The following is a 25541-nucleotide window of genomic DNA, read 5'->3' as shown; positions in this document are numbered from 1 at the left end:
ACATGTCGACCGAAATGAATATTAATGAGTGAGTTAATATTCAAAAACAATAAAGGATATTTAATGACAACAATAAGACTCATAGGTGCAATGGCAGCAGTTTCTGCTTTGTATTTCACTATGTCTAATCAACAAGCACACGCTCATGGCTGGGCTGAATTTCCTGAAGCAAGGCAATCAAATTGTTATGAACAAGGTGGGCTTTGGAGTGGTACACCGCCGAATGCGGCTTGTGCACAAGCAAAAGAGATTTCTGGTACGTATCCATTTATTCAGCGCAATGAATTTGCCATTAACATACCTGCGCCTGCTTATAATGACATGGATGCGGTGAAAGCGGCGATCCCTGATGGCAGTTTATGTTACGCCAATGATGCTCAAAAGCGGGGAATGGGGGCTGAACATACAGCATGGACACGAACGGAATTAGCACCTGGTGAATTTGAGTATGTGTTTAATGCAACTGCGCCTCACAACCCTTCATTTTGGCAATTTTATTTAACCAAACCTGGAGTGGATGTGTCTAAGCCACTTAACTGGGATGATTTAGTCTTACTGCAAGAGTACGGTAATGTTGCAGTCGGCGAAGATAAAAAGTATCGGATGAATATTACAATACCTGCAGACCGTTCTGGTGATGCGATTTTGTATACTCGCTGGCAACGTGAAGATCCAGTCGGTGAAGGGTTTTATAACTGTAGTGATATCACAATTACTGGTGACGGCCCAATTGATCCTGAGCCAACAGAACCCTATTTAGAGCAGGGGGATGCGTTTATTCCAAAAGAGGTGAGCTTAACAACGCCACAAATAGGCGAGTCAGTTAACTACAAAGTCTACAATAACAATGGCGAAATCCATTCTAGCTTTTCACTCGTTATCACCGAAGAGAACCAGCTGGCTTGGGATCGTTTATTGGCTGCTGAAGTCAGTGGTTATTATCACGACCATTATGATGGCAATGTGTTTATTGGTCGCTGGCATGCTGAGATGAATCACTATATGTATTTTCAAAATCAGCTGCATGAGAATTTCTTTAACTCAAAGAATGCTCAAGCCTATGGTGAGTTTAGTATTTCTGAGAAGAATGAGTTTGTCGAAGCCGTCATTACGCCAACGGTATTAAAACCTATTACCGATGCTACGGTGTCACATGGCGAGTATGTCGTATTAACCCCAGCGAACAGCCTGGGTGATATTGAACATGTGGCATGGGTGCAAGTGAGTGGCACACCAATTGAGACTGAAATTGGTCAGCATGACGAACTAATTATTAACACTGCACGACTCGATAATCTCGCTCAAAGCTTCAGCTTTGAACTCACTGTCACAGGGCAAGGTGAGGAAGATAAATCAGTTTATAGCTTTAGCGTAACGCCGAGCGATGTTGAGCCAGGACCAGGCCCTGAGCCTGGTGAGCAATGGAGTGCATCTGCAGTGTACACCGGTGGTGAAACCGTTATACATAATAATCAAACTTGGACAGCTCACTGGTGGACTCAAGGTGAAGAACCAGGTACCACAGGTGAGTGGGGCGTGTGGCGCTAAGTAACAGTGGTATGGTCAATTTGTCATGTAAGGTGATGAGTATTGATCTATAAGATATAAAAACGGCCAATCAAAGATTGGCCGTTTTTATTGATAAAGCTTGCGGGTTAATGCAACAGGCTTATTGAGGTTGCATTTGCGCTTTCGCTGCTTCCACTTTAGAGAAGTCTAAACCGAGTTCCAAAACGGCTTCTTTAATCAACCCAGGGTTTTGCATAACCATTGCCATTAGCTGTTGTAGCTTTTCCGCTGGAATACCTAATTGACCAATAATGCTCATAGCCATCATTGGGTTTTGAGTTAATGCTTGGAACACTTCACTGATTTTTTCATCACTGACGCTATGTTCTTTTAATAGGGCAATAATTGGATTCATTGCAAGACCTTGTGTTAATGGATACGAATTATCTGACTATTTTACCATTGATATCGTTATTTTGCAGAGTGGAAAACTTGCTAAATGATTTCATTAACTTATGAATGAATTTCCCCCCATTATGGCTACAGGTGTAGAGCGTAGTAGTAAAAAGCCAGCATCAATTGCGCTGGCTTTTTGTTGACCAAGTTGGGTTCAGCCTTAATATTGCATTATTTATAAATGTAATCGGTTGCGATCTCACCATTTGGAGTATGGGCATCTCCCATATAAAGAATGTCAGGGCGCGACTTTTCTCGGTCAGTCAGTGCAAGTCCATCTTGAATGATATTTGCGTCGCAATAATCGACGCCATAAAAGCCTTCAAAAGCTGACTGATCGCCAATTTCAGTTGCTGATAGCTGAGAGAGCGCTAGGATCGGTGCTGCTGGAAAGGTGAAATACCAGCGTGATCCCGAGACATTACGCTCAATATCAGCACGAGAGATATCGGTGGTGCTTTTACCTGTTTGCAGGGCTAAATATTCACGGTTTGATTCACTTAAAAAGTAAGTCGCAACATTACCAACTTCAGCCACAGGCTCATCATAGATGGTTTGACGTAAAATAATGTCACCACTGACTGTTAAGTTGTTGATTCGGCCACGTGTTAAGTCACGACAACTACTTTTACAGGCAAATGAGCCTTTGCCGACAAGTAATGCTGAACCACTGTCGATAGCTTCGATGTTCTCTACACTAATGTCTTTCATTATCTTACTGTGTGGCTTTAACCACACTCCGGTAAACCCGTTAGTGACTTTAATATTTGAAATTTTGATTTTATTGGCTGAACTAAAGTAAGGGCCTGAGCGGTTAAAGTTGTCTTTGTTAGTGCCATTACCTGCCTCAACTCGAACACCAATACCATTAAAGGCTTCAATATTATCAATTTCAATCCAATCACCACCGTATACCTGCACTACGCCATAACCCGTATGAGCATTAACTGACTTAATATTTTTAATTGAGCCTTTAATCGGTGTGCGGGCATAAGTTGGGTTACGTTGAATCGCAAACATATCAGGGACGATATTGCCTTCATCATCAATAAAGTCGCCATTTTCATTAGTAGGAACTGGAATATTAACTGGGTTCATTGGTCTGTTTAAGCTGGGTGAACCTTCAGGATTTTTTACATAGCGATTTTGAAGATAAAGTGGCGCTGAGCCAAATCGATACGTGAATGAGCCATCTTTGTAGTCGGCATCGGCAAACATTTGCACAGATACTGATTCAGTATGATTATCTTCAATGGTGACATTCGACACTGAAAAGTTTTCGACATAAAATAATCCAAATGGAATAGCACGAGTTAAGTTGACTAGCCCACCTCCATTTCCGCCCTGCATTTCGCCATAGTTAAATGGCATATTGGTTTTAGCATCGACAGTAAAGTTTCGAGTCGGATCCGTTGATGTGACTTGAACGTTCACCGTGCGTTCAGCTGATAGCTTACTTGGACCAACACTGCGACCAAATGAGAATAAAAATTGGCGATTTGGTCGGTTATTTGGGTTGCCAGTAGGGTAGGTATCTTCTTTAATGCCACGCATTTCAAGTATGACTTCAGGCTCGACTTCAATACGGACATTCGATGGTACGACGATGTGCGCCAAGCTGTAGCGGTTATTCGTCCCTTTTTGAGACGCCCGTAGAATAACAACACCGCCATCGTCTTCTTTAGCCGCAAACCTAAGGGCTTTTTTTAGTCTACTGGTGTCATTGACTGTGTCATCAAAACTGTCTGATGCATAGAGGACTTCGGGTTCATCATCAAAGACTTTATTTTCGAAGAAGCCAATATCTTCTCCCGTATACCCCGTTAAGTCAGTATCTGTTGGAAGGTCGGCTTCAGCAACCTCAGGTATACCTTGGCAAAAGGCACGTTCGTATTTGCAATGTCGGTGACCATTATGTTCTTGGTGTTTATGGCCATGTGATTTATCTTTTCGCCATTTATGGGCGAACTGATCACTGTGGTGCTCAGTTCGCTGAGGGCGATGTCGCTCAGCGTATTTTGCGCTATTTTGCGTAAGTTTTGATGATGATTTTATCTCTGAATGGTTGTGCTCAGTGCCAGCAAAAGCCCCCAATGGCATGAGTGTGAGTAAACTTATTATGGTGAGCTTTTTATAGGTCTCGTTGACACTACTTTGGTTATTTTTCATTTTCATATCCCTATTATTTCGAATATATCAGCGGAGCTTCTCCCCATCATTCCGCTTGAAGGCACCTAATGTGCGTTAAAAAGTGTATATAAAAACAACAATAAATCAACAAACATAGTATGAATATATTTTTAATATGTTCGAGTAAGGGTGAAAAAAACCGGCATTGGGTTATGAATGCCGGCTTTTTAAGTTTCTAATATATTGAAAAAAATGATTATTATTGATTAAAGAATCGTTGGGTTAATTTGTACTAGATGAGTCATCGCGTCTAGAAGCCACTTGGATTAAGAGGAAGATAAACCCCATAGACACATGTGCGCCCCAGAATATGGCATCATTTAATTCGAGCTTAATGTACTCAGAGTGTTCTGCATTGGCTTCAGCCCATGTACTACTGAGACCACCAATAACCAAAACCAACACCAATAAGCTTAAAATGTTGCTGTTAGATCCCCAAAGCCACCATGAAACAAGTTCTAGCAATATGACTAGCGCGGTAGCGATTAAGGTAAATGGCTTTTTTTGTAAATATCTTTCTGGTAAAAACACGTTCGAAAATAATAAAAATAGCACCATGAATACGGCATATTTTATAAAATCTATTATGATTTCAGTGCTTAGTGATTGTAAGAAGTAACAGAGAAAAGCGCCTGAACCTAATAAAATGAGATTAAAACCTGTAAAAATGTAAATAGGTTGCCCTTTATCTAGCATGAGTACGCCACATATACTGGATACAAAAAAAAGGCCCAATATCGGCCAAAATCCAAGGGTGTCTATCCATAGCGAAGGGATATAACTGATTGCCATATATTGGGTTAATCCACCCCAAAATATCAGTAAACAGATAATTATATTGAATTGTAATTTGCTAATTTCAGGATCGAAGAGTAATAAACTTTTAACTGGATCAATTTTTTGCATGTTGCACCATTGTTATTTTTATTCTTAATTATCAATAATTAACTAAATTATGGTAGCTGTTTTCATTGATGGATATCAATGAAAGTAGGTTGAAAAGTCAGCGGTTAATGACGGTTAATGACGGTCGAGACGTTTTATTTTTATCTTCCTCAGGTTTAAGCTTTATTTAATTGTTAAGCATGACAATGGATTTATGCTGATGTAACAAGGGTGATGGTTGTCCCGTTCTCTCGGTGTTAATTCGATTAACATTTATTACTAGCTGTACTGACTGGCATGACGATAAAATGCGAGTAATGAAGAAAATAACAATAAATAAATCAAGGAGTCCTCTCGTGAAGAAAGTTGGGATAGTGCTTATGTGCTTGTTGATGCCTGCAGCGTCAATCGCCGCAGAGCCAACAAAATCAGCGCATTCAGTGCAAAATCAAGCAGAACAAAATACAAAGTTATCAGTTGATGTGCTTTGGCAATTAAGCCGAATTGGCAATCCAATTATTTCGCCTAATGGTGAGTACATTATTGCCCCTGTTACTCAATATGATGTGCCTGAAGACAAAGGCGCCACTCAGTTGTGGCTATTTGATAAAGACGGTAAAGGTCAACGCGCGCTGACTGCTGAAGGGCAACGTGCAAGTGAGGCGACGTTTTCTCCTGACGGTAAAACACTCGCGTTTATCAGTAAGCGTAATAAAGATGATGCTGGCCAAGTGTATTTACTCCCATTGGACAAAGCGGGCGAAGCACAGCGCTTAACTAATGTGCCAGGTGGCGTTAAAGGCCTTAAATGGGTTGGCGAAAATGTCTACTTCATTAGCCGTATCTTCCCTGGTAAAAATTGGGATGAAATGGCAACTCAGTTAAAAGCGAATAAAGACAATAAAGTTTCTGCGCATCAGTGGAATGCATTACCTTTTTCAAGCTTTGATCACTGGATTGAAGAAGACAGACAAGCGCATGTATTTCGTATTCCGGCAAAGGGTGGTGAAGTAGAAGCGATCACTCAACCACTGAATAAGCAACTGCCACGTTCATCACAAAGCAGTGGCAACTACGATATTTCGCCTGACGAACAGTTCATTGCGTTTAACAGTAATGGTTGGGACAATCAGGTTGATCCAAAAGTTGATATTTTCATGGCGAAAATTGGCAGCGGTAAAGTGGTTAACTTAACGCCTAAGAACGAAGCGCCAGATTCAAACCCTACCTTTAGCCCAGATGGTAAAACGTTAGCGTTTACCCGCCAGCTTATCCATGGTTTTTACGCTGATACAGCAAACCTTGTGTTATTGGATGTGAAAAAGCGTACTGAACGTGTGATCACAACTGACTGGGATCGCTCTGTTGCCCGCTTTAGCTGGACGGCTGATAACAAAGGTTTTTATGCGGCTATTGATGATGCTGCCACTCGCCGCATTTTCCACATCAATGTCAGTAATGGCAAGGTAAAACCGATTACCAAGCAAACCAACTTCGGTGCACCTGCTATTGCGAATGACGGCACGATAGTGGCTGCAAATGATAGCTTTTTATACCCAGCTCGCTTAGTTAAAATTAATCCTAGCAATGGCAAAACCACGCGTTTAGATAGTTTTAATGATGACATTCTAGCGAATGTAGATATGGGTACATATGAGTCAGTGACCTATAAAGGCTATAACGACGAAGATGTGCAAATGTGGGTACATTACCCGCCAGGGTTTGATAAAAGTAAAAAATACCCACTAATGATGTTGATTCATGGTGGTCCTCACAGCGCGATTTCTGATGGTTTTCATTATCGCTGGAATGCACAAACATTTGCCTCTTGGGGCTATGTCACAGCATGGCCTAACTTCCATGGCTCAAATAGTTTTGGCCAAGACTACACTGATAGCATTAACCCAGACTGGAAAAACAAGTCGCTGGAAGATGTATTTAAAGCAACGGATTGGTTTAAAGCAAAAGATTGGATTGATAACGAACGTTTAGTTGCTGGTGGCGCAAGCTACGGTGGCTACTTATCATCGATTATTTTAGGTCAAAAAGATCAGCCATTTAATGCATTGTTCATTCATGCTGCGGTTTACAACATGTACTCGCAAATGGCAGCCGATTTCTCGGTGCATAGTACACGCTTTGGTGACTACTGGGATAATCCTGAGATTTATAAATCAATCTCTCCGCATTACGGTGCTGAAAACTTTAATACTCCAACCTTAGTGGTTCATGGCCAATTAGATTACCGTGTACCAGTAGGTCAAGGTTTTGAGTTATTCCGTACGCTTCAAACCAAAGGTATTGAGTCGCGAATGATCTACTTCCCAGACGAAAACCACTGGATCATGAAGCCGAATAACTCAATTTACTGGTATAACGAAGTTGAAAAATGGATGAATCAGCATGCAGAGCCAGGTGCTAAGTAATGCTTAATTTATCGAGTTCATTCACTATTCAATAGCGTGGTGAGTGATATCTCAGTCAATCAAAAATGCCGCAATCAGTAGATTGCGGCATTTTTATAACTTGGAAATAGAATAACGACAACGCCTTATTTAAGGCGATAAAAGTGTCAGTAAAGATTATGCTCCGTCGAGATACTTATCGACAGTAAGCTGCACAGTATTAGGAAGAATAGGTTTAGTGAGGTATTCGTCTGCGCCAATTTTAAGCGCTAACTTTTGATCTGATTCTTCAGTAAGTGAGCTGATAACCACGACAGGGACATGCTGCGTCAGTTCATGCTCTTTCATGTATTTAATCACTTGATAGCCATTCACATCAGGCATGGTGATATCCACAAACACAAGATCTGGTTTCATTGAAGAGAGTACTTCAATCGCACCGTCACCAGAGTTGGCAGTTAATACCAGATAATCATCACCAAGAAGCGCCAGTATCATACTGGTACAGATTGGATCGTCGTCTATCACAAGTATTTTCGCTTTATCCATTGGTGCCTCTTTCTAGTATTATGATATCGCTGCCGATATATTCATCATTGTATGTAAAACAATATTAATTGCTAGGGCTAATTAAGCATAGAACATAAGCTAACTTGATGAAAGCACTACTATTCAGGCTGTTTATATTGACGATATTTTTCAATGACGCCATTTCTATCTAGGCCACGTTTTACATTTTTACACAGTTTAGCAAAGCGACTAATATCGCCAAGCAGTGGTGTGTTGCCATGTTCAATTGCCGCTTCCCAATAGCTGATTTCGCTATCAACCAATTCGAGTAACTTTTTCGGGCAACCTTGGCAATTCCCTTCAGGGCCACATACAAAGGTGTCGGGCTCAGTTAATGGAAACGTGGCTTTCACCTGAGTCATTATCTGTTGCATTGCAGTGATGCGATCAGGTTTCTTGTTCATTAGCCTTAATACTCAGTAGGAATAAAGCCTTACATGTCATGCTTAATACTATTATTAGTCCAATGGGAGCAGGATTTAGTTCAATTAAATCTATGCTGAATAAGGCGAATATAAGTGATACTCTTTGGCGATATCAGCGCGTTGCAATATTCAGTATAACAATAATAATCTTTCTGGAAGCCAGTCTACTATGCCTCAATTTACAATAGTCTCAACCATTTTAATCATCGTTTTATTGTGGCTGAGTCCCTCGCAATCATTTGCAGCTGACCGCTTTTACGCGAATCAAGCATTACAGCAACAAGCGCCGCAAGCTTTTGCACTTCAGCCTCAAAGTGATGCCTTCCTTGCACCAGCTTATGCGTTAACAATATCCCATGCGGACCGCTTAGTTGGGTTAATTAACCAAGATAAAAATGTGACTGAAGCAATAGCAAATTGGTCGGATTTAACCATAGATGAGCAAATACCTTGGCTTAAAAAGGTATTTGCTTTAGCGGTGCAAAGCTTTGGCACCCAAACTCCACTATTAATTATTGATAACCATAGCTATCCGAACAAAATGGTGTATTTTGATTTCGATGTGGAAAAAGGCGGTAGTGGCATTGTTTACCTCAACCCTGAGAAACTCGCAGAGGAAGACCCTTATGCCTCACTGGCATTTTTAGTTCATGAAACTCGTCATTCATATCAATTTCAGCAAGCTTTATCCGGTGAGAACGATCCCATTTCTCAGGGGTATCTAGCGGCATTCAACGCTCAAAAGCAATTAAAGGGCTTTGGGTTTAGTGATTTTTTAACGCTACTGAACGAATATGAAGCCTTTCAATTTGGTAATTATGTGATTGGTCAATTAACCGATTGGCAAGTTGATATGTTGAATATGGGGACATTTGCGAGTCAATTTAATCGCCAAGGCCTGCTAAAAATTGATTTACAAGCATTGTCACTCAATACGAGTGAGCAAACCTTGTTGGAGCAATATAACGCGTTGGCACAAAAGCAATTTAACCTGCGCCAACAGCAATAAAGCTTCTTTATAACGTTACGATATGCGGCTGAACTATGAATCTTAAACAGCTTGAAATCTTTTGTGCAATTGCCGACACCGGTTCTGTTACTGCGGCGGCAAAACAGCTAAACAGTAATCGTACTCAGCTGAGTATGGCGATGAAGGCATTAGAAACGAGCCTTTCAGCTAAATTATTTGTGCGTTCTGGTAACAGTTTAGTCTTGTCTGAGGTGGGCAAGTCAATTTACAAAGACTGCGAAAGTGTCGTCGCAACATGTGAGCGTATTCAGCAGACTTGCGAGCAAACGATCGATAAGTTTCGTTCAGAAATTTGGCTAGCAAGGGATGATTCTTTTCCTGATGAAGTATGGCAAACCTTTATTATAGAACTGAATAACCACTTCACAGCAACCACAGTGAATACAGTATTAGCATCAAGTGGTGATTTAGCTAATCTAGTCAATACTGGGCAAGTGGACTTTGCCTTTGGTGTTGATTTTGAACGAGTGGATGATGCCAATACTGACTATCTGCCCTTGGGGCGAATTCGAATGATGTCAGTGTGTGAGCATACACATCCACTTGCGAGCCTTAAGCGGGTGTCGGACAGCCAATTACGTGAATCACTACAAGCAGTAATGGTTTACTTAAATGACAAAGATAACCCTGAATTACAGCCTTTTTCATTGCGACATATTGGTTTTTCAAGTTTCGAATATATGTTGAATACAATTATGTCCGAAAAAGCATGGGGCGTGTTACCTGAGCCATTGATTAGACCTCATTTGAGAAATCAAAAACTGGCGGTGATAAAACATACCTATGGGTTAACCCACGAAGATTACTGCATGTTTTCAATGCCAGGCAGCGCACAACCTGAAAGTGTCGCTTGGCTGTGCGATCAGATCAGCGATTATCTGTTTAAGTTTTAATGCCTTTCAGCCTTCGAATGTATCACTAACTCACTGAGTGTCATGTTTTTTGACGCTTAATGTGTGCATTAACTTTATGATTTATATCAATTTATATACTTAGTCCTATCTTGGGGTTGTTATTACCAAGAATCACTGTTGAGAAAATAGTCACCAATGACAATAATTACCACAGGTTTTAATTGGTGATAATTCATGTGTGTAAGAGATAAAAATAAAGACAAACAATTACTTAAGTTTTCCGCTGCAGCAGCGTTAGCGTTTGCTGTGTTAGGTGTTGCAGTGGGTGGGTTAAGCGGCTCAGTTGTCATTTTATTTGACGGTGCTTATTCGCTGATGAGTTTATTTCTTACCATGCTTTCATTAGCCGCCTCGAGTTACATGCGTGCTCCCTCAAGATCTCAATTTGCGTTTGGCAAAGCGATCATCGAACCCCTCGTGGTGGCAATTAAAGGTACGGTGATTTTAATGTTGCTGTGCTTTAGCTTATCGTCAGCGATGACAACAATACTAAGTGGTGGTAAAGCCATTGATATGTCTATTGCGGCTGTCTTTGGTTTCATTGGTTTATTAGGGTGTGCTGGTGTTTGGTGGTTTTTAGCTCGCCAAAACGGGCCGCAGCGCTCGGGCTTATTTGCTGCTGAAATAAAACAGTGGAAGATGGATACCATTATCAGTGCAGCAGTTTGTGCAGGCTTTATTATTGCTGTGTTAATGGCATATACACCTTGGCATGCATATGCCGTCTACGCAGACTCTGTCATGATGCTGCTTATCGGTAGTTACTTTATATCGGTGCCATTAACCATGCTCACTGGTGCGTTAAGAGAGCTGCTGATGATGAAGCCGAGCCAAGAGATTTGCTCTCTAGTGCATGAAAGTGTCTCAGAGGCCAACGGTTCTAGCCTACAAGAGCTTGAGATTACAGGTATTGCTAAAGTAGGTCCCGAGTTGATGGTTAACATTAATGTAAACCCGAAGAAGTCGAATCAACTATTACCGGACTTGCAAAAGATCCGTGCATTGATGGATAAAAAATTAGCGACGTTATCATTAGATATTAAGCTCAACTTAGATATTGTGACAGAAGCGAAGTAGCGCGCCGCCATAATGTTGGTGCGACTAACCAATACCCAATTTACTGCAACATCGATGACTCATTTAACACATCACTTCGAATAAACCACTTGGTTAGCCTATGACTTGATTCACTGGTAATGTAAACTGAAACGCTAATTAAGCGATCGCTTATATTGCTAGTTTGATAAGAATCAATTACTAATGAGTGAGTTAAGTGAACAAAAGCCGAGTTTGGCGCTGCTTTTGTCATCTTCAGAACGCTATTTTTTCTAAGTAAGGCTAAAATCAGCTTAACAATGTTGCGCAATTGTTTTAGTTTAAGGTGTTGATAAATTTAATTTTGATGGCACTTTTTTAAAGTGTGTACGTTTTGGGGGATAATTATTTGCATAAAATGTACTACTTATTCTTGCTGAGTGCAGTTTTGCTGTTTCATGCAAAACTGCATGCCACCACTCTTAAATATAATGTCAATGGCTCAAGTAGTTGGGTGCCCTATTATATTACCGAAGACGCGAATAACTCAGGTATATTAGGTGAGTTAGTTCCGCAAATCCTTGCAACGGCTTCAATCGACATCGAGCGCCATGATTTTCCTCCCCAACGTACAAATCAAGCACTTGAAAAAGGGTTATTAGATTTTGATTTTGTGAGTCCAAGTTGGTTTGCTGATGGAGATATGGGAGCGCAATTTGTTCAGTCAGAGCCAGTGCTTCATATTCAAGAAAACATCATAACGCTTAAAGAGAATCAGGAGGCTTGGTCTAACATTGCTAAGATCAAAGGGCAGCCAATAGGCACTGTATTTGGCTATTTGTACCACGATGATGATATTTTTACTCGAGTGGACTTCAGTTCTGAAAAACAATTAATAAAAGCTCTGCATAAAAACAGAGTTGATGCTGCCATTTCGGGAGATTTACCTGCTTTGTATTGGGCGAAAAAGCTCAACCTCCCAATCGCATTAGCTGCTATTCATTCAAAAGGGGTGTTAGTCATGCGCTTAAGGAAAGAGCATCAAGCGTTAATGCCACAAATTAATGCCGCCATTTTAGAGTTAAAAAATGACGGCACCATTCAAGACTTAATTGACAAGTACACCAAAACAGAACTCTATTTGTAGCAGGTACTAATTTGCCAGTTTTACCTGTGAAAACTGCTTTTTCTTTCGTTCAAAATAATGATGTGTCTCTGTCATAATGACATGTCTTAAGCCAATAATTGCAATTAAATTTGGTATGGCCATTAAGCCGTTAACAGTATCGGCAAGCATCCAAATTAAATCTAATTGAATAAATGCACCGACAGCAATCAAGCCTAAGAAGGTTAATTGATACACCTTAATCCCTTGGTCTCCTAGGCGTTTGTGAGTTAGGTAGTACCAACAACGTTCACCGTAGTAATGCCAGCCAAGAATTGTCGTGAAGGCAAAGCACACTAGCGCTATTGTCACAATATATTGACCGACAATGGCTGAGCCTCCCGTTGAAAATGCGGCACTGGTCATTGCAGCACCCGCAGTATCACCATTCCAAACACCCGTAATAATCAGGACTAAACCTGTCATGGTACAAATCAAAATGGTATCAAAAAAGGTCCCCGTCATACTGACAAGACCTTGCTCTACAGGTTCTTTAGTTTTGGCAGCAGCAGCGGCAATTGGGGCACTACCTAAGCCAGATTCATTTGAAAAAACACCTCGGGCAATACCTATTTGTATCGCCTGAGCAACAGTCGCACCTAAAAATCCACCTGCAGCTGAAATGGGGGTAAAGGCTGAGTGAACTACTAATTCGAGCGCCGGTATAATTTGCTCTGAAAAGCTAAACAGAATCCAAATACACGCTAAAACATAGCCCAGCGCCATTGTAGGCACCAGCTTTTGAGCGACATTTGCAATACGTTTGACGCCGCCCAATGTGACTGCTGCCACCATTGTTGTCAGTACAATTGCTGTCACCCATGTAGGTACATTGAACGCAATCGTCATGGCATCGCTAATGGCATTCACTTGGGCAAAAGTACCAATGCCAAAAAACGCCACACCAACACCAAATACCGCAAAGATTTTGGCTAGCCATTTTAGGCCAAGCCCTTGTTCAATGTAATACATAGGGCCGCCAGCAATATTACCTTTGGCATCCGTGGTGCGATACTTAACCGCTAGCATGCATTCGGCGTACTTGGTTGCCATGCCAAAAAAGGCGGCTAACCACATCCAAAATAATGCACCTGGGCCACCAATTTTTATCGCAGTAGCTACCCCGACGATATTACCTGTACCTATGGTCGCCGATAGGGCAGTACACAAGGCTGCAAATGATGATAAGTCACCTTTGCCTGTTGCAGGTTTGAATAACAAACTTAAGGCAAAAGGGAGCTGAAATATTTGTAATAGTTTAAGCCGAATAGTGAGATAAAGACCGGTACCAACCAGTAAGCATAGGGTGATTGGGCCCCAAACAATGGCATTGATATCAGCTAATAGCGCGTGAAAGTTCATGGTGTTCCTCGAATATTAAACAACAAAATTAATATGGAGGAGGAAAAGATATGGCTGTTATGTGGTACTGAAGAGGGCAACTGACAGAGCATCCACCCACATAGGTAGATTTTAGGCGCAGCAACAAACGACAGTGACCATAAATGAATACAGTCATCCTCTCCTCTGTCCTTTTGCCTGAGCGTTTCGCGTGACTGATAAGTCAGCCTCACTTTCGCCTTCGGCGCTGTAATGACAATCGCTGACGAATAGCGTTTGTTTACAGTCTCTCCAGAGGCTCGTCCAGTAACAGTCCTCACCACAATGTGGCACCTGAAAGAGTGCTTTACTAGCGGATAATCCACTAACTAAAGTTGCCTCGTCGGTGTGGGGTTAGTCCCCACTCTCCTGCTACCTTCATCCGAACGGATCTTTTTGAAAATGCGTGTTAAATAACAAGCCATTAATCAAAAAGGGCAATTAGCATGCGGGATATCACTGATTGGCTCAAGAGATGCGGATCACAGTTTGATATTGAGGGTGTTTACCTGCAGTTAATTTGCACAGGGGATAGTGAAAGGGGGGTAATAAATAGGCAGGAACAAACTGGCAGTAATAAATAGGCAGTAACAAACAGGCAGTAATAAAAAAGGACAGTAAGTTAACTCACTGCCCATAGCGTTGAACCCGTGTGTTTCAAAGATTAGATTTCGACTTCGTTACCTTTAGGATTAGGACCAAAGCGATTGGTTTCCTCTTGGCTATCAGACACAAAGAAATACAATAATATCAATGCGCCGATAAGCGGTATAAGTGCAATGAGGATCCACCAACCCGATCGATCCGTGTCATGAAGGCGGCGCACAGATACCCCAAGGGCAGGTAAGAATACCGCTAGAGAATAAATGCCACTTAATAAACCATAACCCGTTTCTTGGTTAAGCGTGCCTGTGATGTTATCCACGATACCTAAAAGTATTCCAGCAATAACATTGAATAATACAAAGAACCAATATTCCTTTCTGCGTGCTCGGTCTTTAAAGTTAATGTAATTCTTCAGTACTTTAATATACCAATCCATGATCATTCCTTGTTAGTTAGCTCACTTTATAATCATATAGTTATATCAGTTATACCTTAGAAAATACACATGTGTGCAAGCTGGCTATAGGAGTTATGCAAAACGATTAACGTAAATGCTTTAGCGTATTGATGCTTGTTTTTTGAACTGTTTACGGTTGGCTTACGTATTGCACTTTATGAAGCAAGTTAACTATTGGGTGCAGTACATGGAAAATGTTAATCAATCAGGCAATATCGCGACGATAATTGGTGTGGCAGATGCGACTCATTATTTAGTGGGGCTGACAGATGCCGGAAATAACTTTGTTGGCTTAACGGGTCAAGGTGCTGGCGAATGTGTGCATTCAATTGTAGAAGCGAAAGCGCTGCTTAAAAGCCATGACTATTCTATTGCCAACCTTGAATACCAAACCGCCTATGATGAAATGTGTGGGCTAGAAAATGCAGGCAAATATCAGCAAGTGATTAACCTGTAGTGAGTTAGGCAAGATTGCGAGCTTTGGTATAGCCGTAGCTAAGCCCCTAGCTATAGATATAGCCAAGGTACTAAGCCCGCATCAATTGAGTTAACTAGCAGCAAGCATTAATGCGATTGCGGCCATCAGCTTTAGCGCGATATAGCGCGGTGTCAGCAGCGCACAATAATGCATTTGCCGTTCTAAATTGGCCGTTAATTTCACTAGCATGACCTTGGCTTACACTGACTGTAACTGAGATATCCAAACCGATATCTATATAGGTCAATGCATTAATGTTTTGCTGTATTAACTGTGCAGTTTGCTGCACTTCTTCGGTATTGCAGTTAGGCATCACTAAAGCAAACTCTTCACCGCCATAGCGCGCTGCGGTGCAATCTTCATTAGGTAAGGCGCTTTTAATTGCTTTGGCTATCTTTTGTAAACAACGATCGCCCATGACATGGCCATGGTTATCATTAAATGATTTAAAGTGATCAATATCGATGATTAATACACTGATCGGATCGCCTTGTTCAAGGCAGTTTTTCCAATGATGTTTTAAGTCTGCATCAAATACTCTTCTGTTCGCTAATTCAGTTAAACAATCAGTCGATGCCCATTTATAAAGCTGTTGATATTCGGCTCTAAACTGGCTTAAATCTCGTAAAATGATCCCGAACAATGGCGCTGTCATCGGAAAATGAGTCACTGACATTTCAACATCAATACTTTGTCCGTTAGATAGATTTAATGTGGTTTCAGTGGGCAAATGGTTTAATGGTCTTGGCGCAATTTGCGAGGCAATAATCATAGATTGATATAATGATTTTTGTGGCTCACACAAATAGGACTGCCAGCGTCGACCGAGCAATGAGTTTACTGAACTTTGAGTTGCGCTATTTTCGCCAAGGTGAGATTTAAAAGCTGAAGCGGTATTGTTTGCTGATGGGCTTAATAATAGTGCGGCAGCGTGAGTGTTAGCCATTTGAATATTGCCAAACTCATCGACTACTATCATCGCTTCCATCATATAGTCGACTAAAGTTGATAATGAACTGAGGGCATTTCCACCTAATGGAATGTGATCTGGTTGTTTGGCGAGAGGAATGGTTACAGGATTGACATTATGTTTTGGTGGCTGCTCAATAGCGCCAAAGTGGCCGCCAATGAGCGCATTCATATTCACATGAGAAAACTGATTCAGCTTATTCTCTGCTGTGGAAGTGAGTTGTAACATAACGAGTATCCTTACTAGATTGTTAACATCATCGCAGTAACTGCTTTTTCTAGTTAATACTCTATCGAACTCTGTTAGCTATAACCTTTCGCTAACCTTCTGCATTAAGGTTATGAATTAATTAAACCTTTATGTTTATTACCTGAGGGTCTTTACTGATTAGCATCAAGGTGTTGTCTGTATTTGATAAAATAAATTGAAATGTGGTTTTACCAACCACCTTATCGAGATCCATTAACTGGATAATCTTTCCATCAGAACTCACCGTCACTGCATCAACAATACCATCGAATGGCGTATTGAATGCAGCACTAGTAAATTTCAAGCCTTTATTCGTATTATCATCAAGAATATAAGTAATTGTACTTGCTCCAGACACTTCGACGTTGCCTGTTTCATTACTGTAATCAAAAATAGGTACTTCATTTTTATCTAATGTAACAGTAACTGTTATGAATGTGGCTTTGCCGGTAGTATTTAACATAAGGACTCCAATAGTTAGTGAATGTTCATAAAATTAATGCCAGCATTTTTGACGATGCTAGTAAGGTTCTCATCCTTAGGATCTAACCTAAGGCAATGTAAGGCTTTTAAATAAGGGATTAGTATTTCTGGGCTTTTATTATTTTCGATTAATGGAGCAAGTCTATTTATAGATTGCTCACATGGAGATGGGTCTAATTTGTCGTGTTTAATGATTCCAGCAGTTGTATGTACTAATAACTGGCTTGAAGATAGTAAAGCTTTATAACTGACATCTTTTTGATATGTGATAGAAATTTCATGAAATAAGTCAGTTGCGATTGATGCATATTGATAGCTATCTTCGAACCTTTGTAATAGGTAAAAATGTCTAGCTGATGAGAGATGGTAAATAGCCCATATGTATCTGTTATTATTAGAAAGTTTTAATTGATTGTTTGAACTGAGCATTTCTGCAAGTTCTTCAACATCATGTTTAATTTTGTGATGGGTTTCTTTATCAACTAACTCTAGTAATCGAAATAGGGAGTTAAATCTATATATTTGCCAGTGTTCATTATTTGGGTCTTGGCTTATAGCTTTATTGATAGCGTTTAAACTTAGCTGTATGACATCAAAAGCTTGTTGTTTATGGTTTTGCAATCGAAGTAATTCAGAGTGAATTTTATAGCTAGCGAATAATCTATCTAATGCATAAGGGGTTAATTCTAAATTACTATTTAATAGCTCTGACTGTAGCCGTTTATGTATTTCTATTGCCGTGTGTAAATCTCCTTGTGATATGACCGCATTAGCTTGCCAAGATTGAGTGTCTGCAATATCCGCAACAAGCTGAATATTTTCGGGGTCTTTAGCTAAAGCAAGCTTTTTTAATGCAAGAGAGCGATTAAAAAAATCTAAAGCTGAAATAAAGTTCTGCTCTTCTATGTGTATAGAGCCCAATGAATTATTTGCGTAAGAAAACTCCATAATTGCTTCATTATTATCTGGTGCAATTTCATACATGGTTTGACTGTAAACTAAGTATTGTTCAAACCACGCTTTAGCAGCTTGCCAATCACTTTGATCGTAATCCAATTGTCCTAACCAAAATGCATTAGCGCCTAAAGTTTTGAGTAACTCGAAATGCTCAGGTTGTTCAATCAGTAATGCGGTGAGCTTTTCTCTCGATGCTAAAAGCGCATTTTGGGCTTCGGTGTTTTTACCCCGTGAATAGGCTACTTCACCCATGGCTTCGAGTGTTTGACCGTGTTGAAAACGGGACTCAAAACTCAAGTTGGTATCGTTTGGGTTCGAAGCGTCACTGAAATACTCCAATGCTTTATTACTGATCCCATCAAGTAAGTCCATTCTGCCAATACCGCGCATTTTGTCGGCGAAATCACCGACCATGAACCCCAGCAAATTTTCGGCTGCTTGGCGTTTTTGTAAAGCCATTTGCTCAGCCTCAAAACTGCGAACACTGGCAAGTATTGAGGTGATAGTGAGTAAAAATAGTAATGAGATGGTGAAGGTTTTTTGCCAACGCCTTACTTTTTCATGTTTGCTTGAGGCGTTAATGAGCTCTATTTCTTGAGGCTCTAAATCAAACAGTGGATTATCTTTTAGCAATTGCGCTTCACGCAGCGGTTTACCATCAGCCAGTAAGTAAGCATGATTTTTATTTTCTTGTACCCAACGGCTTGATAAATGGTGCAGCCGGCTTTTAATACGAATGCTTTGATTATGTTCTGATATCCATGATGTGGCACGTGGCCATCGTCTTAGCAGTGCCTCGTGGGCAATGCTAAAGCTGGGTTCGCCATTTTGTAAATTGGATACGAATAAACGGCTGTTGATCATGGCTTGGGTGAGGGTTCGTTCCTCTTTAGTATGCAGCTGCGCCCAGCGGGCTGTTCGACTGGTGATCGAGGTCTCGTCTTCCCGTAAGGTGACAAGTAGCGAAAACACATGGGGTAAACTGGCTTTTTGCTGTGGGGTAAGTTCTGCTATGGCATCTTCGGCATTTTTACCGATAGCCCCCTCAATACCCCCTAGTTTTTGGTAAACGCTGAACAATAGCTGATTGTCTTGGCTACGTTGCAAGTACAGTGCTTGCAACATGTATTGCAACATGGGCAGCGCATCTGGGTTACTGGCAGCTTCGGCACATAAAATTTCATCTAATGGGGTGGCAGTGTCAGGGTCGCTGCTCCACGTTAAGTTGGCTGCTACGGCAGGTAAGCGGATCATTTGCAGTAATTCGCTACGGGTAGGCGGTGATAAGTCAAAATGCGCACCACGGCCTTTTCCGGTCATTAAGCTGGGGTAGCCAACCAGTAATGGGTAAAACTCATTTCGACAAGCACTGAGCACTAACACACAGCCTGAATTAGCAAGCTGCTCCAATATATTTACAAATGCATTGCGCTGCTCTTGGCTGAACAAAGGTGATGACAATAAGACTTCGAGCCTATCGATAAATAGCGCAAAGTGGGTGTGCAATTGTTGGTTCGATTTAATGGCTTGCTTGCATTGCTGAACGATGGCTTGTGGCTCAGTAATGAGTCTGTGGGATAAAGAGTCGGCGCTGTCACCATCAAATACAGGGATATCATTGATTTCCCAGTCGAGCATTATGCCTGCGAGTTCGATGAATAATTTCGATTTAGCCACATCAGCAAAATCGAGGCTACCGTAAGTCGCCACATGAACACCGTTGTAACCAGAACCGACCATTAAGTTGGGAATGATCCCTGCATTAATTAACGATGACTTACCACTGCCGCTAGGGCCCAGTAATAAACAAAAGCCGCGACCAAATTTTACTTGCTGGCTTATCCGCTCTAGTAACACACTGATTTGTTTACTGCGGCCGAAGAAGACTTGTGAATATTGTTCTGAGTAGGCTTGAAGCCCAGGAAATGGAGAACCTGATTGCCATTGTTGTTGCTCGGCTAGGGTTTCATGACCAATAGGAAAATTGACCTCTGCAATGGTGCGATAGCCACGTTTACGTATGGTTTCGATATAACGTGGCGAGGTGGCCTTGTCATCGAAAGCGCGGCGTAATTGGTTAATAATTTTATGAAGTGGATTGTCGCCAATGTCGGAGTCGGGCCAGCAATCGTTGACGATATCATCGCTACTGAGTACTTCGCCGCTGCGCTCGCATAACAAGATCAGCACGTCCATTGCTTTGGGTTCAAGCTGTTTGGTTTTTTTACCGAATTTTAGGCTATTACTGTTGGGGTCAACCTGCCACTCACCAAAGAAAAAAATCTCTTTCTTCATTGTTACATTCCATCGAAAAATCAGCGCGTTGCATCATGCATTCGGTACTAGCTAACCGCGAGTGCGTTTCATTAGCATTTAGTTATATCAATTAATGGGTAGAGATGTAACCACTTAAAGTGTGAATACTTGTGTAAATATCAACCTATAGTCGATGGGGTTAGGTGGTTTTATGTCGTTACTGGCAATAAAAAAGAGGCTAAACCGCTGTGGTAGTGCATTAGTGTTATAAGTGGATTTGCTGGGATGTTAATGACTCAGCGTTTTGTTTCAATGAAATTCAGTGCTTGAGCTGTGAGGGCTTCAGTATAGTGATTAATCTTTTGGTGAATAGGACTCCAGCCTTTAATAAACCGCTGAAAATCAGCCCACGCAATGGCGTATAATGGGCGCCAAGTTTGTATCACTTGATTGCTATCAAGTGTTGGGTGGTGTTTGGAAAGGCTTGTGGTTAATGAAGCAAAATACTCATCTAAATAGGCATTGATTTGGGCTGCGCTTTCTTTGAAGGACAGTACACTACTTAGAAACAACGCCACATCTTTCATGCCGCAACCTTTACCTATGTATTGGAAGTCTACCGCTGCAGCGTGTTGATGGTTTTCGCTAAAGCAGAAGTTTGCCAATTTGGCATCGCCATGAATTAACGTTTGATATTGGCACTCACTTAACGCTTTATCGAGCAAAGACGCTGCATTTTTTAAGCGTAGATCACTGAGTGCTGCAAGCTCGTCTGGGCGAGTACTTAGGTGCCAATAGCCGCCTTGTTGCCATAAATCTTGATATTGCTCATTTTCCCTTGGCAGACTTGAAACCTTGTTGATGAACATGTATCGCCCATGGAAATGACCTAACCATTTTAGGCAGGCTGATATAGCAGTGTTATTGGCGTGCTTTAATACCTGATTAAATCCAAGTGTGTGCAAATCTTCTAGAATAAGTAAGGTTTCGTTACTCGTCTGCTCGACATACAAACAGTGGGGCACTGGGCTGTTTGCATTATCACCGAGGGTGCTTAAATCGAGCTTGTCGGCATTATTATCACGAGATCCCAATGCGCTTAATTCATTGGCGTAGGCTTGGTACCAATTGACTTCAACTTGATAAGATTTGAGCTTACGTTGATGGGATAAGCTGGTATTCCAGCCTTTAGGGTGAACTGAATTTGGCAAACTATCATCAATGTGCGCCTCTTCAATAAGATTATCTTTATTGATACTACCTTCACTAACGCAAGCCTTCGCATATTGAGTTGGCAATTTTATGTGCTTTACAATAACCGATGGGGTATTTGAACCTGATAAATAAACTCTAAATAGCTCACCATAACCGCTCCAAAGTGATTGAATTAGTTCAAGCCTAATTACTTGCTCCGCATTCATTTGACGCTTTATGGTGTCAATGATTGATGGTGCGACTTGAAGGAGATTGGTGTTCATTTGTGTTATTGGCCTTAGCGTAATTGGGCATGCAGAGAAGTTGGCATACGCTAAGAATTGTATGTTTTAGTGCAGCACAATTGAATGAATAAATGCCAGTTTAAGTGAAATAGTTCTCAACTCTTAAGATTTAGCCATTGAGTTTTAAAGTAAATAGCGTAGTTTTAATGAATTGAAACCTGACTGGAGTTGAAGATGAAACCAGGCAAGAATGACAGCAAGTTATTGAAACTTGCGATGGAAATTGGTGAAGGATATGCCAAAAAAAGAGGTTTTAAAGATTTTGGAGTGGGGATTTCACCAAAGGATAAAGTGGAATGTATTTATCGTTTACTGGTACAAGACGGCCTGATCCAAGGATTAGCTGAAGATAAAGATGACGGCCCAAACAGAAAACACAAACTGGTGTTATGGATAAGCAAGCAACTACCGCCAGAGCACCCGTTACTGAATTAATATTGAGGCGATACTCTGCATTGCATCAATATTTAAAAAATCAAAAAGCCAAGCGACTGCTTGGCTTTTGTTGTTTAGCAAGGCCGTAGCATTAAGATTTAGCTTCGATTTCGTTTTCTACTTCTAATTCTTCTGGAGATTTGAGCACATCTTTTGGTTTTGTCACACTGCCAATAGGGGGATATGCCACACTGTCTTTAAATTTATCACGGGTGTCTTCGCTGTAATTAGGGAATGGTAGCTCTTCCTCCTCAATCAGTTGGCGAATCGTTTGTTCTGCCCGTTGCTGCACTTCTAAATCAGCAGGTACGGCATTATTTAACACCACGTTTTGACCTATTGGCGCAATGTGAATATCGAGCTCTTTCATAATATTCAGCAAATGAAAATTTAAGTCTTCGGCAATACCAAAGTATTCATTGATATCCCCAGTATCAATGTAGGCATTTACATTCACGACAAAGGCATCACGTTCGATAGCAAGAAAGCGTGCTCGCTGGGCAACCTCTAACACTCTTGGATGTGATAACAGTAGTTTACGTAGCTCCATCAATAACATTTGCAGCTGTTCTTTAGTGGTATCAAGGCTAATACGTAAATCATGCTTATAGCGACGGCGATCGATTACCGAGAAGTTCTCTAATTCTTGAGAAGAAAAGACCGAGTTTGGAATATGTACCACGGTGCGATCGAGTTTACGAATTCGGGTTGAACGTAAACCGATTTCTTCAACGACACCGAGAGTGGCGCCAAAACGGCAGAAATCTCCGGGTTTAATCGGTCTGGCGGCATATAAGGTTAATGCGCCAAATACGTTTTCTAATGGTTTTTGCGCGGCTAAGGCGATGGCTAAACTGCCGACACCTAAACCTGTTAAAATCGTCGCCATGTTGTAGCCTGAACTTTCAAACCACATCAATGCGATAATGACCACAATGACGATTTTTAAAATGGCTACCATAGGGCGGAGTAGGGCTACACTGTAGCTTTTATCTTGGTCATGTAGTTGTTTTGATTTATAGGCAGAGTAAAGCTCAACCAAGCCAAGAATTAATATGGTGTTGGCCAGATACAGCAAGGTACTGTTATCAAACCATACTCTTGCTCTGACGGATAATCCGAGTGCGAGCGCGGCATATTGCAACAAAGATAAATACAGGAACCAACGCAAACTACGCCCACAAAAGCGGCTTAATCCTGCGATTTTAGGTTCAAAGTGCTTTGCGATACTGATAGCCGCAAGACTGATTAACCCCGTACCAATCCAACCAAAAAGAATGCTTAAACTGAGAATAAGTAATTGCCAGTTTTCCATATGAAAAGCAGAGAATTCAGGTAGGAAGTTAGCAAGTGCTTCTATTTGGGGGCTATATCCGTATTCATCCCATAGTTCTGGTATTTTGGCGACGGTAGCATTAGATATTTTCCAAATCTTACCGCCTTTACCGTCGGGCACATGCTGCATATAAACGGGAACGGGGCCGGTATTCGTTTCTAATACGCCAAGCAAATCTCGGTAACTTGGGAGTTTGTCATTTAAGTGGCCAGTTGGTTGGTCGCTAATTTGTGACAAGTCGATGATGTTCTGTTTGTTCCATAAAATGACCAGTTTACGGAGTAATTCGGGGCCATCTTCTGGGTTAATCCCTTTTGGCAAGTATCGTAAATCAACAAACTCGGCAGCGGCTTGCCAGTCATTTTCTTCTATGGCTTGACCTATGGCGATTAAGGCGGTCAATGGCGTTTCGCCATCTCGAGCCATGATTAAGCCACCTTGGGCTTCGGTGATGGCTTCGCTGCGCTTTTCAGCTTCAGCGACTTTTTTTAGGTTGATATCATCTGCAGCAGTAACAGAAAAGACACTACATTGAATACTGAGCACAAATAAGATTGAGAAAATTTTACGCCAATGGTGTCGTCCCATGAATATGTCCCTAAAAGCCCAGTTACTGTATCAAATATATGCGTTTTAGCGGCAGACTGCTAGGGTGATTTATCATAAGTTTCACAAAGTTAGTTTAAATGGTTTACATTTGCGGTGATAAATTTGTCTGTTACTAAAATTGTTTCGACTTTTTACGTGACGTGAGGCAAAAACCGTATGTTTCTTGGTGAGTTTGTTTGGTTTATAGCAAGGTTTAATTGCTTATTTTTGAAGTATATTAAGATGACATTGATTATAAATCATTAATATGGCTGGTTAAGTTTGATGAGTGTCCTACACTGTTTTTAGTGAAAAATTTAATAAAGATGTGTTCGGCTTATTAAAAGCTTACTTATGTGGCTCGATGACACCTATGGCTCAACAAGGAGGTTGTATGATTAAACAGGGAAGAGATTGCTTAAAGCATGCTAAATCAGCTTATAGGCGTGTAGTAGGGGGAGGGATAATCATTGCCTCGCTTGTTATGCCTAATCTTGTTATAGCAAAAGGTGAAACGGGCCTGTGGAACAATAGTATTGAGCTGTATGGAATGGCGTTGAATATCCGCGGCGATACGACTCTTCTTGATCAAAACCTAGAGGTAAATGTCGACCCTAAGTTTATATTGGATACCCTGGAAATGACCGCCATGGTTCGCTTTGAGAGTATCTATGATAACCAATGGGGATATTACATTGATTATAGTTTCATGAAGCTCAATGGCGAAACGAATAACGTCTTGGATAATACTAATAACTTGGTATTAAAGGGGGATATTGATATTCGCCAAGGGGTACTAGAGGCTAAAGGATTTAAGCGTTATGACTATGGTGATAGCACGTTAGATTATATGGTTGGCTTACGCTGGTGGGATAACGACATCGATATGCAACTGTATCGTAAAGACAATAATGCCATATTCAGTGACATTAACTTTGAAGATGATTGGATTGACTTTGTGGTTGGTGTGCGCTGGATAAAACCGATAAATCAAGATTGGTTATTTTACATTAGTGCTGATGCAGGGATGGGCAGTGATACTGATTTTACTACCGCTATTCAATCTGGCGCACGGTATCAAATCAACTCATGGTCTGATTTGAATTTGGCTTATAAATCCACTTGGGTTGATTACGATAATGAAGATAACTTTGCTTATGATACGGCATCGCAAGGCTTTCTAATCGGTTGGGCAGCTTACTTTTAGCCTTAGCTGACGATTAAGAGTTGAATGTATAAAGGGCGCCCTAATAGAAGTCGTTG

21 protein-coding genes and 1 riboswitch are annotated in these 25541 nt (G+C 41.1%); of the genes, 9 read left to right on the top strand and 12 right to left on the bottom strand.

The genetic code is table 11. From position 1 onward, the window contains the following. Positions 1-63 precede the first annotated feature (63 nt). Entirely contained in the window at positions 64-1548 is a 1485-nt protein-coding gene (locus J8L86_RS12835) for a lytic polysaccharide monooxygenase (protein WP_211030669.1), read from the top strand. A 121-nt stretch (positions 1549-1669) separates the two neighbouring features. Here J8L86_RS12835 and J8L86_RS12830 read toward each other — a convergent pair whose 3' ends face one another. The 3 genes from J8L86_RS12830 to J8L86_RS12820 all read right to left on the bottom strand — a co-directional run bounded on the left by J8L86_RS12830 (position 1670) and on the right by J8L86_RS12820 (position 5061). Further along, on the bottom strand, positions 1670-1924 hold the full coding sequence (locus J8L86_RS12830) for a DUF2999 family protein (RefSeq protein WP_055022838.1): 255 nt from the start codon (positions 1922-1924) through the stop codon (positions 1670-1672). A gap of 212 nt (positions 1925-2136) precedes the next feature. Further along, positions 2137-4134, bottom strand: coding sequence for a hypothetical protein (locus J8L86_RS12825; protein ID WP_211030667.1), 1998 nt, complete (start codon positions 4132-4134; stop codon positions 2137-2139). Positions 4135-4377: 243 nt separating this feature from the next. Beyond that, a complete protein-coding gene (locus tag J8L86_RS12820; protein ID WP_065109702.1) occupies positions 4378-5061 on the bottom strand; it encodes a hypothetical protein in 684 nt (227 codons plus the stop codon). A gap of 335 nt (positions 5062-5396) precedes the next feature. On the opposite strand from J8L86_RS12820, the gene J8L86_RS12815 reads away from it, so the two are divergent. Next, on the top strand, positions 5397-7466 hold the full coding sequence (locus J8L86_RS12815; RefSeq protein WP_211030665.1) for a S9 family peptidase: 2070 nt from the start codon (positions 5397-5399) through the stop codon (positions 7464-7466). Between the two features lie 156 nt (positions 7467-7622). Here J8L86_RS12815 and J8L86_RS12810 read toward each other — a convergent pair whose 3' ends face one another. Together J8L86_RS12810 and J8L86_RS12805 are read right to left on the bottom strand one after the other, a co-directional pair. Beyond that, positions 7623-7994, bottom strand: a complete 372-nt coding sequence (locus tag J8L86_RS12810; RefSeq protein WP_055022834.1) for a response regulator — start codon at positions 7992-7994, stop codon at positions 7623-7625. A 119-nt stretch (positions 7995-8113) separates the two neighbouring features. Then, entirely contained in the window at positions 8114-8419 is a 306-nt protein-coding gene (locus J8L86_RS12805) for a hypothetical protein (RefSeq protein WP_211030662.1), read from the bottom strand. A gap of 190 nt (positions 8420-8609) precedes the next feature. Here J8L86_RS12805 and J8L86_RS12800 point away from each other — a divergent pair, with 190 nt between their 5' ends. The 4 genes from J8L86_RS12800 to J8L86_RS12785 all read left to right on the top strand — a co-directional run bounded on the left by J8L86_RS12800 (position 8610) and on the right by J8L86_RS12785 (position 12566). Further along, entirely contained in the window at positions 8610-9449 is an 840-nt protein-coding gene (locus tag J8L86_RS12800) for a hypothetical protein (protein WP_211030660.1), read from the top strand. Positions 9450-9484: 35 nt separating this feature from the next. Continuing rightward, positions 9485-10363 carry a LysR family transcriptional regulator gene (locus tag J8L86_RS12795; RefSeq protein WP_055022831.1) on the top strand — a complete coding sequence of 293 codons (879 nt, stop codon included), beginning with the start codon at positions 9485-9487 and terminating at the stop codon, positions 10361-10363. Positions 10364-10558: 195 nt separating this feature from the next. Beyond that, entirely contained in the window at positions 10559-11461 is a 903-nt protein-coding gene (locus J8L86_RS12790) for a cation transporter (protein ID WP_065109706.1), read from the top strand. A gap of 376 nt (positions 11462-11837) precedes the next feature. Continuing rightward, positions 11838-12566 (top strand): transporter substrate-binding domain-containing protein, encoded by a 729-nt coding sequence (locus J8L86_RS12785; RefSeq protein ID WP_065109708.1) that lies wholly within the window; start codon positions 11838-11840, stop codon positions 12564-12566. A gap of 6 nt (positions 12567-12572) precedes the next feature. On the opposite strand, the gene J8L86_RS12780 is transcribed toward J8L86_RS12785, so the two are convergent. Both J8L86_RS12780 and J8L86_RS12775 read right to left on the bottom strand, forming a co-directional pair. Then, a complete protein-coding gene (locus tag J8L86_RS12780) occupies positions 12573-13946 on the bottom strand; it encodes a sodium:alanine symporter family protein (RefSeq protein WP_065109709.1) in 1374 nt (457 codons plus the stop codon). A gap of 155 nt (positions 13947-14101) precedes the next feature. Continuing rightward, positions 14102-14230, bottom strand: a riboswitch (glycine riboswitch). Between the two features lie 398 nt (positions 14231-14628). Further along, the gene (locus tag J8L86_RS12775; protein ID WP_211030658.1) at positions 14629-15006 is read right to left on the bottom strand and encodes a DUF805 domain-containing protein; all 378 of its coding nucleotides are present in this window, start codon (positions 15004-15006) and stop codon (positions 14629-14631) included. A 208-nt stretch (positions 15007-15214) separates the two neighbouring features. Here J8L86_RS12775 and J8L86_RS12770 point away from each other — a divergent pair, with 208 nt between their 5' ends. Next, positions 15215-15484, top strand: coding sequence for a DUF6482 family protein (locus J8L86_RS12770; protein ID WP_211030656.1), 270 nt, complete (start codon positions 15215-15217; stop codon positions 15482-15484). Between the two features lie 94 nt (positions 15485-15578). Here J8L86_RS12770 and J8L86_RS12765 read toward each other — a convergent pair whose 3' ends face one another. From J8L86_RS12765 to J8L86_RS12750, 4 genes are all read right to left on the bottom strand, one after another. After that, positions 15579-16703, bottom strand: a complete 1125-nt coding sequence (locus tag J8L86_RS12765; RefSeq protein WP_082972401.1) for a GGDEF domain-containing protein — start codon at positions 16701-16703, stop codon at positions 15579-15581. 121 nt (positions 16704-16824) lie between these two features. Continuing rightward, on the bottom strand, positions 16825-17187 hold the full coding sequence (locus J8L86_RS12760; RefSeq protein WP_211030653.1) for a DP-EP family protein: 363 nt from the start codon (positions 17185-17187) through the stop codon (positions 16825-16827). Positions 17188-17201: 14 nt separating this feature from the next. Beyond that, on the bottom strand, positions 17202-20459 hold the full coding sequence (locus tag J8L86_RS12755; protein ID WP_211030650.1) for a winged helix-turn-helix domain-containing protein: 3258 nt from the start codon (positions 20457-20459) through the stop codon (positions 17202-17204). Positions 20460-20716: 257 nt separating this feature from the next. Beyond that, positions 20717-21898, bottom strand: coding sequence for a phosphotransferase (locus tag J8L86_RS12750; protein WP_211030647.1), 1182 nt, complete (start codon positions 21896-21898; stop codon positions 20717-20719). Between the two features lie 195 nt (positions 21899-22093). On the opposite strand from J8L86_RS12750, the gene J8L86_RS12745 reads away from it, so the two are divergent. Further along, the gene (locus J8L86_RS12745) at positions 22094-22354 is read left to right on the top strand and encodes a DUF5062 family protein (protein ID WP_211030644.1); all 261 of its coding nucleotides are present in this window, start codon (positions 22094-22096) and stop codon (positions 22352-22354) included. A 91-nt stretch (positions 22355-22445) separates the two neighbouring features. On the opposite strand, the gene J8L86_RS12740 is transcribed toward J8L86_RS12745, so the two are convergent. Continuing rightward, positions 22446-24278 (bottom strand): mechanosensitive ion channel domain-containing protein, encoded by a 1833-nt coding sequence (locus tag J8L86_RS12740; protein WP_065109716.1) that lies wholly within the window; start codon positions 24276-24278, stop codon positions 22446-22448. Positions 24279-24672: 394 nt separating this feature from the next. Between J8L86_RS12740 and J8L86_RS12735 the strand changes: the two genes are divergently transcribed. Continuing rightward, entirely contained in the window at positions 24673-25485 is an 813-nt protein-coding gene (locus tag J8L86_RS12735; RefSeq protein ID WP_211030642.1) for a hypothetical protein, read from the top strand. Positions 25486-25541 lie beyond the last annotated feature (56 nt).

It is taken from the genome of Shewanella sp. MMG014, from assembly GCF_018100775.1.
Lineage (GTDB): Bacteria > Pseudomonadota > Gammaproteobacteria > Enterobacterales > Shewanellaceae > Shewanella > Shewanella japonica.
Note: the sequence above shows the minus strand (reverse complement) of the source record. Positions and strands in the feature narration are given on the sequence as shown.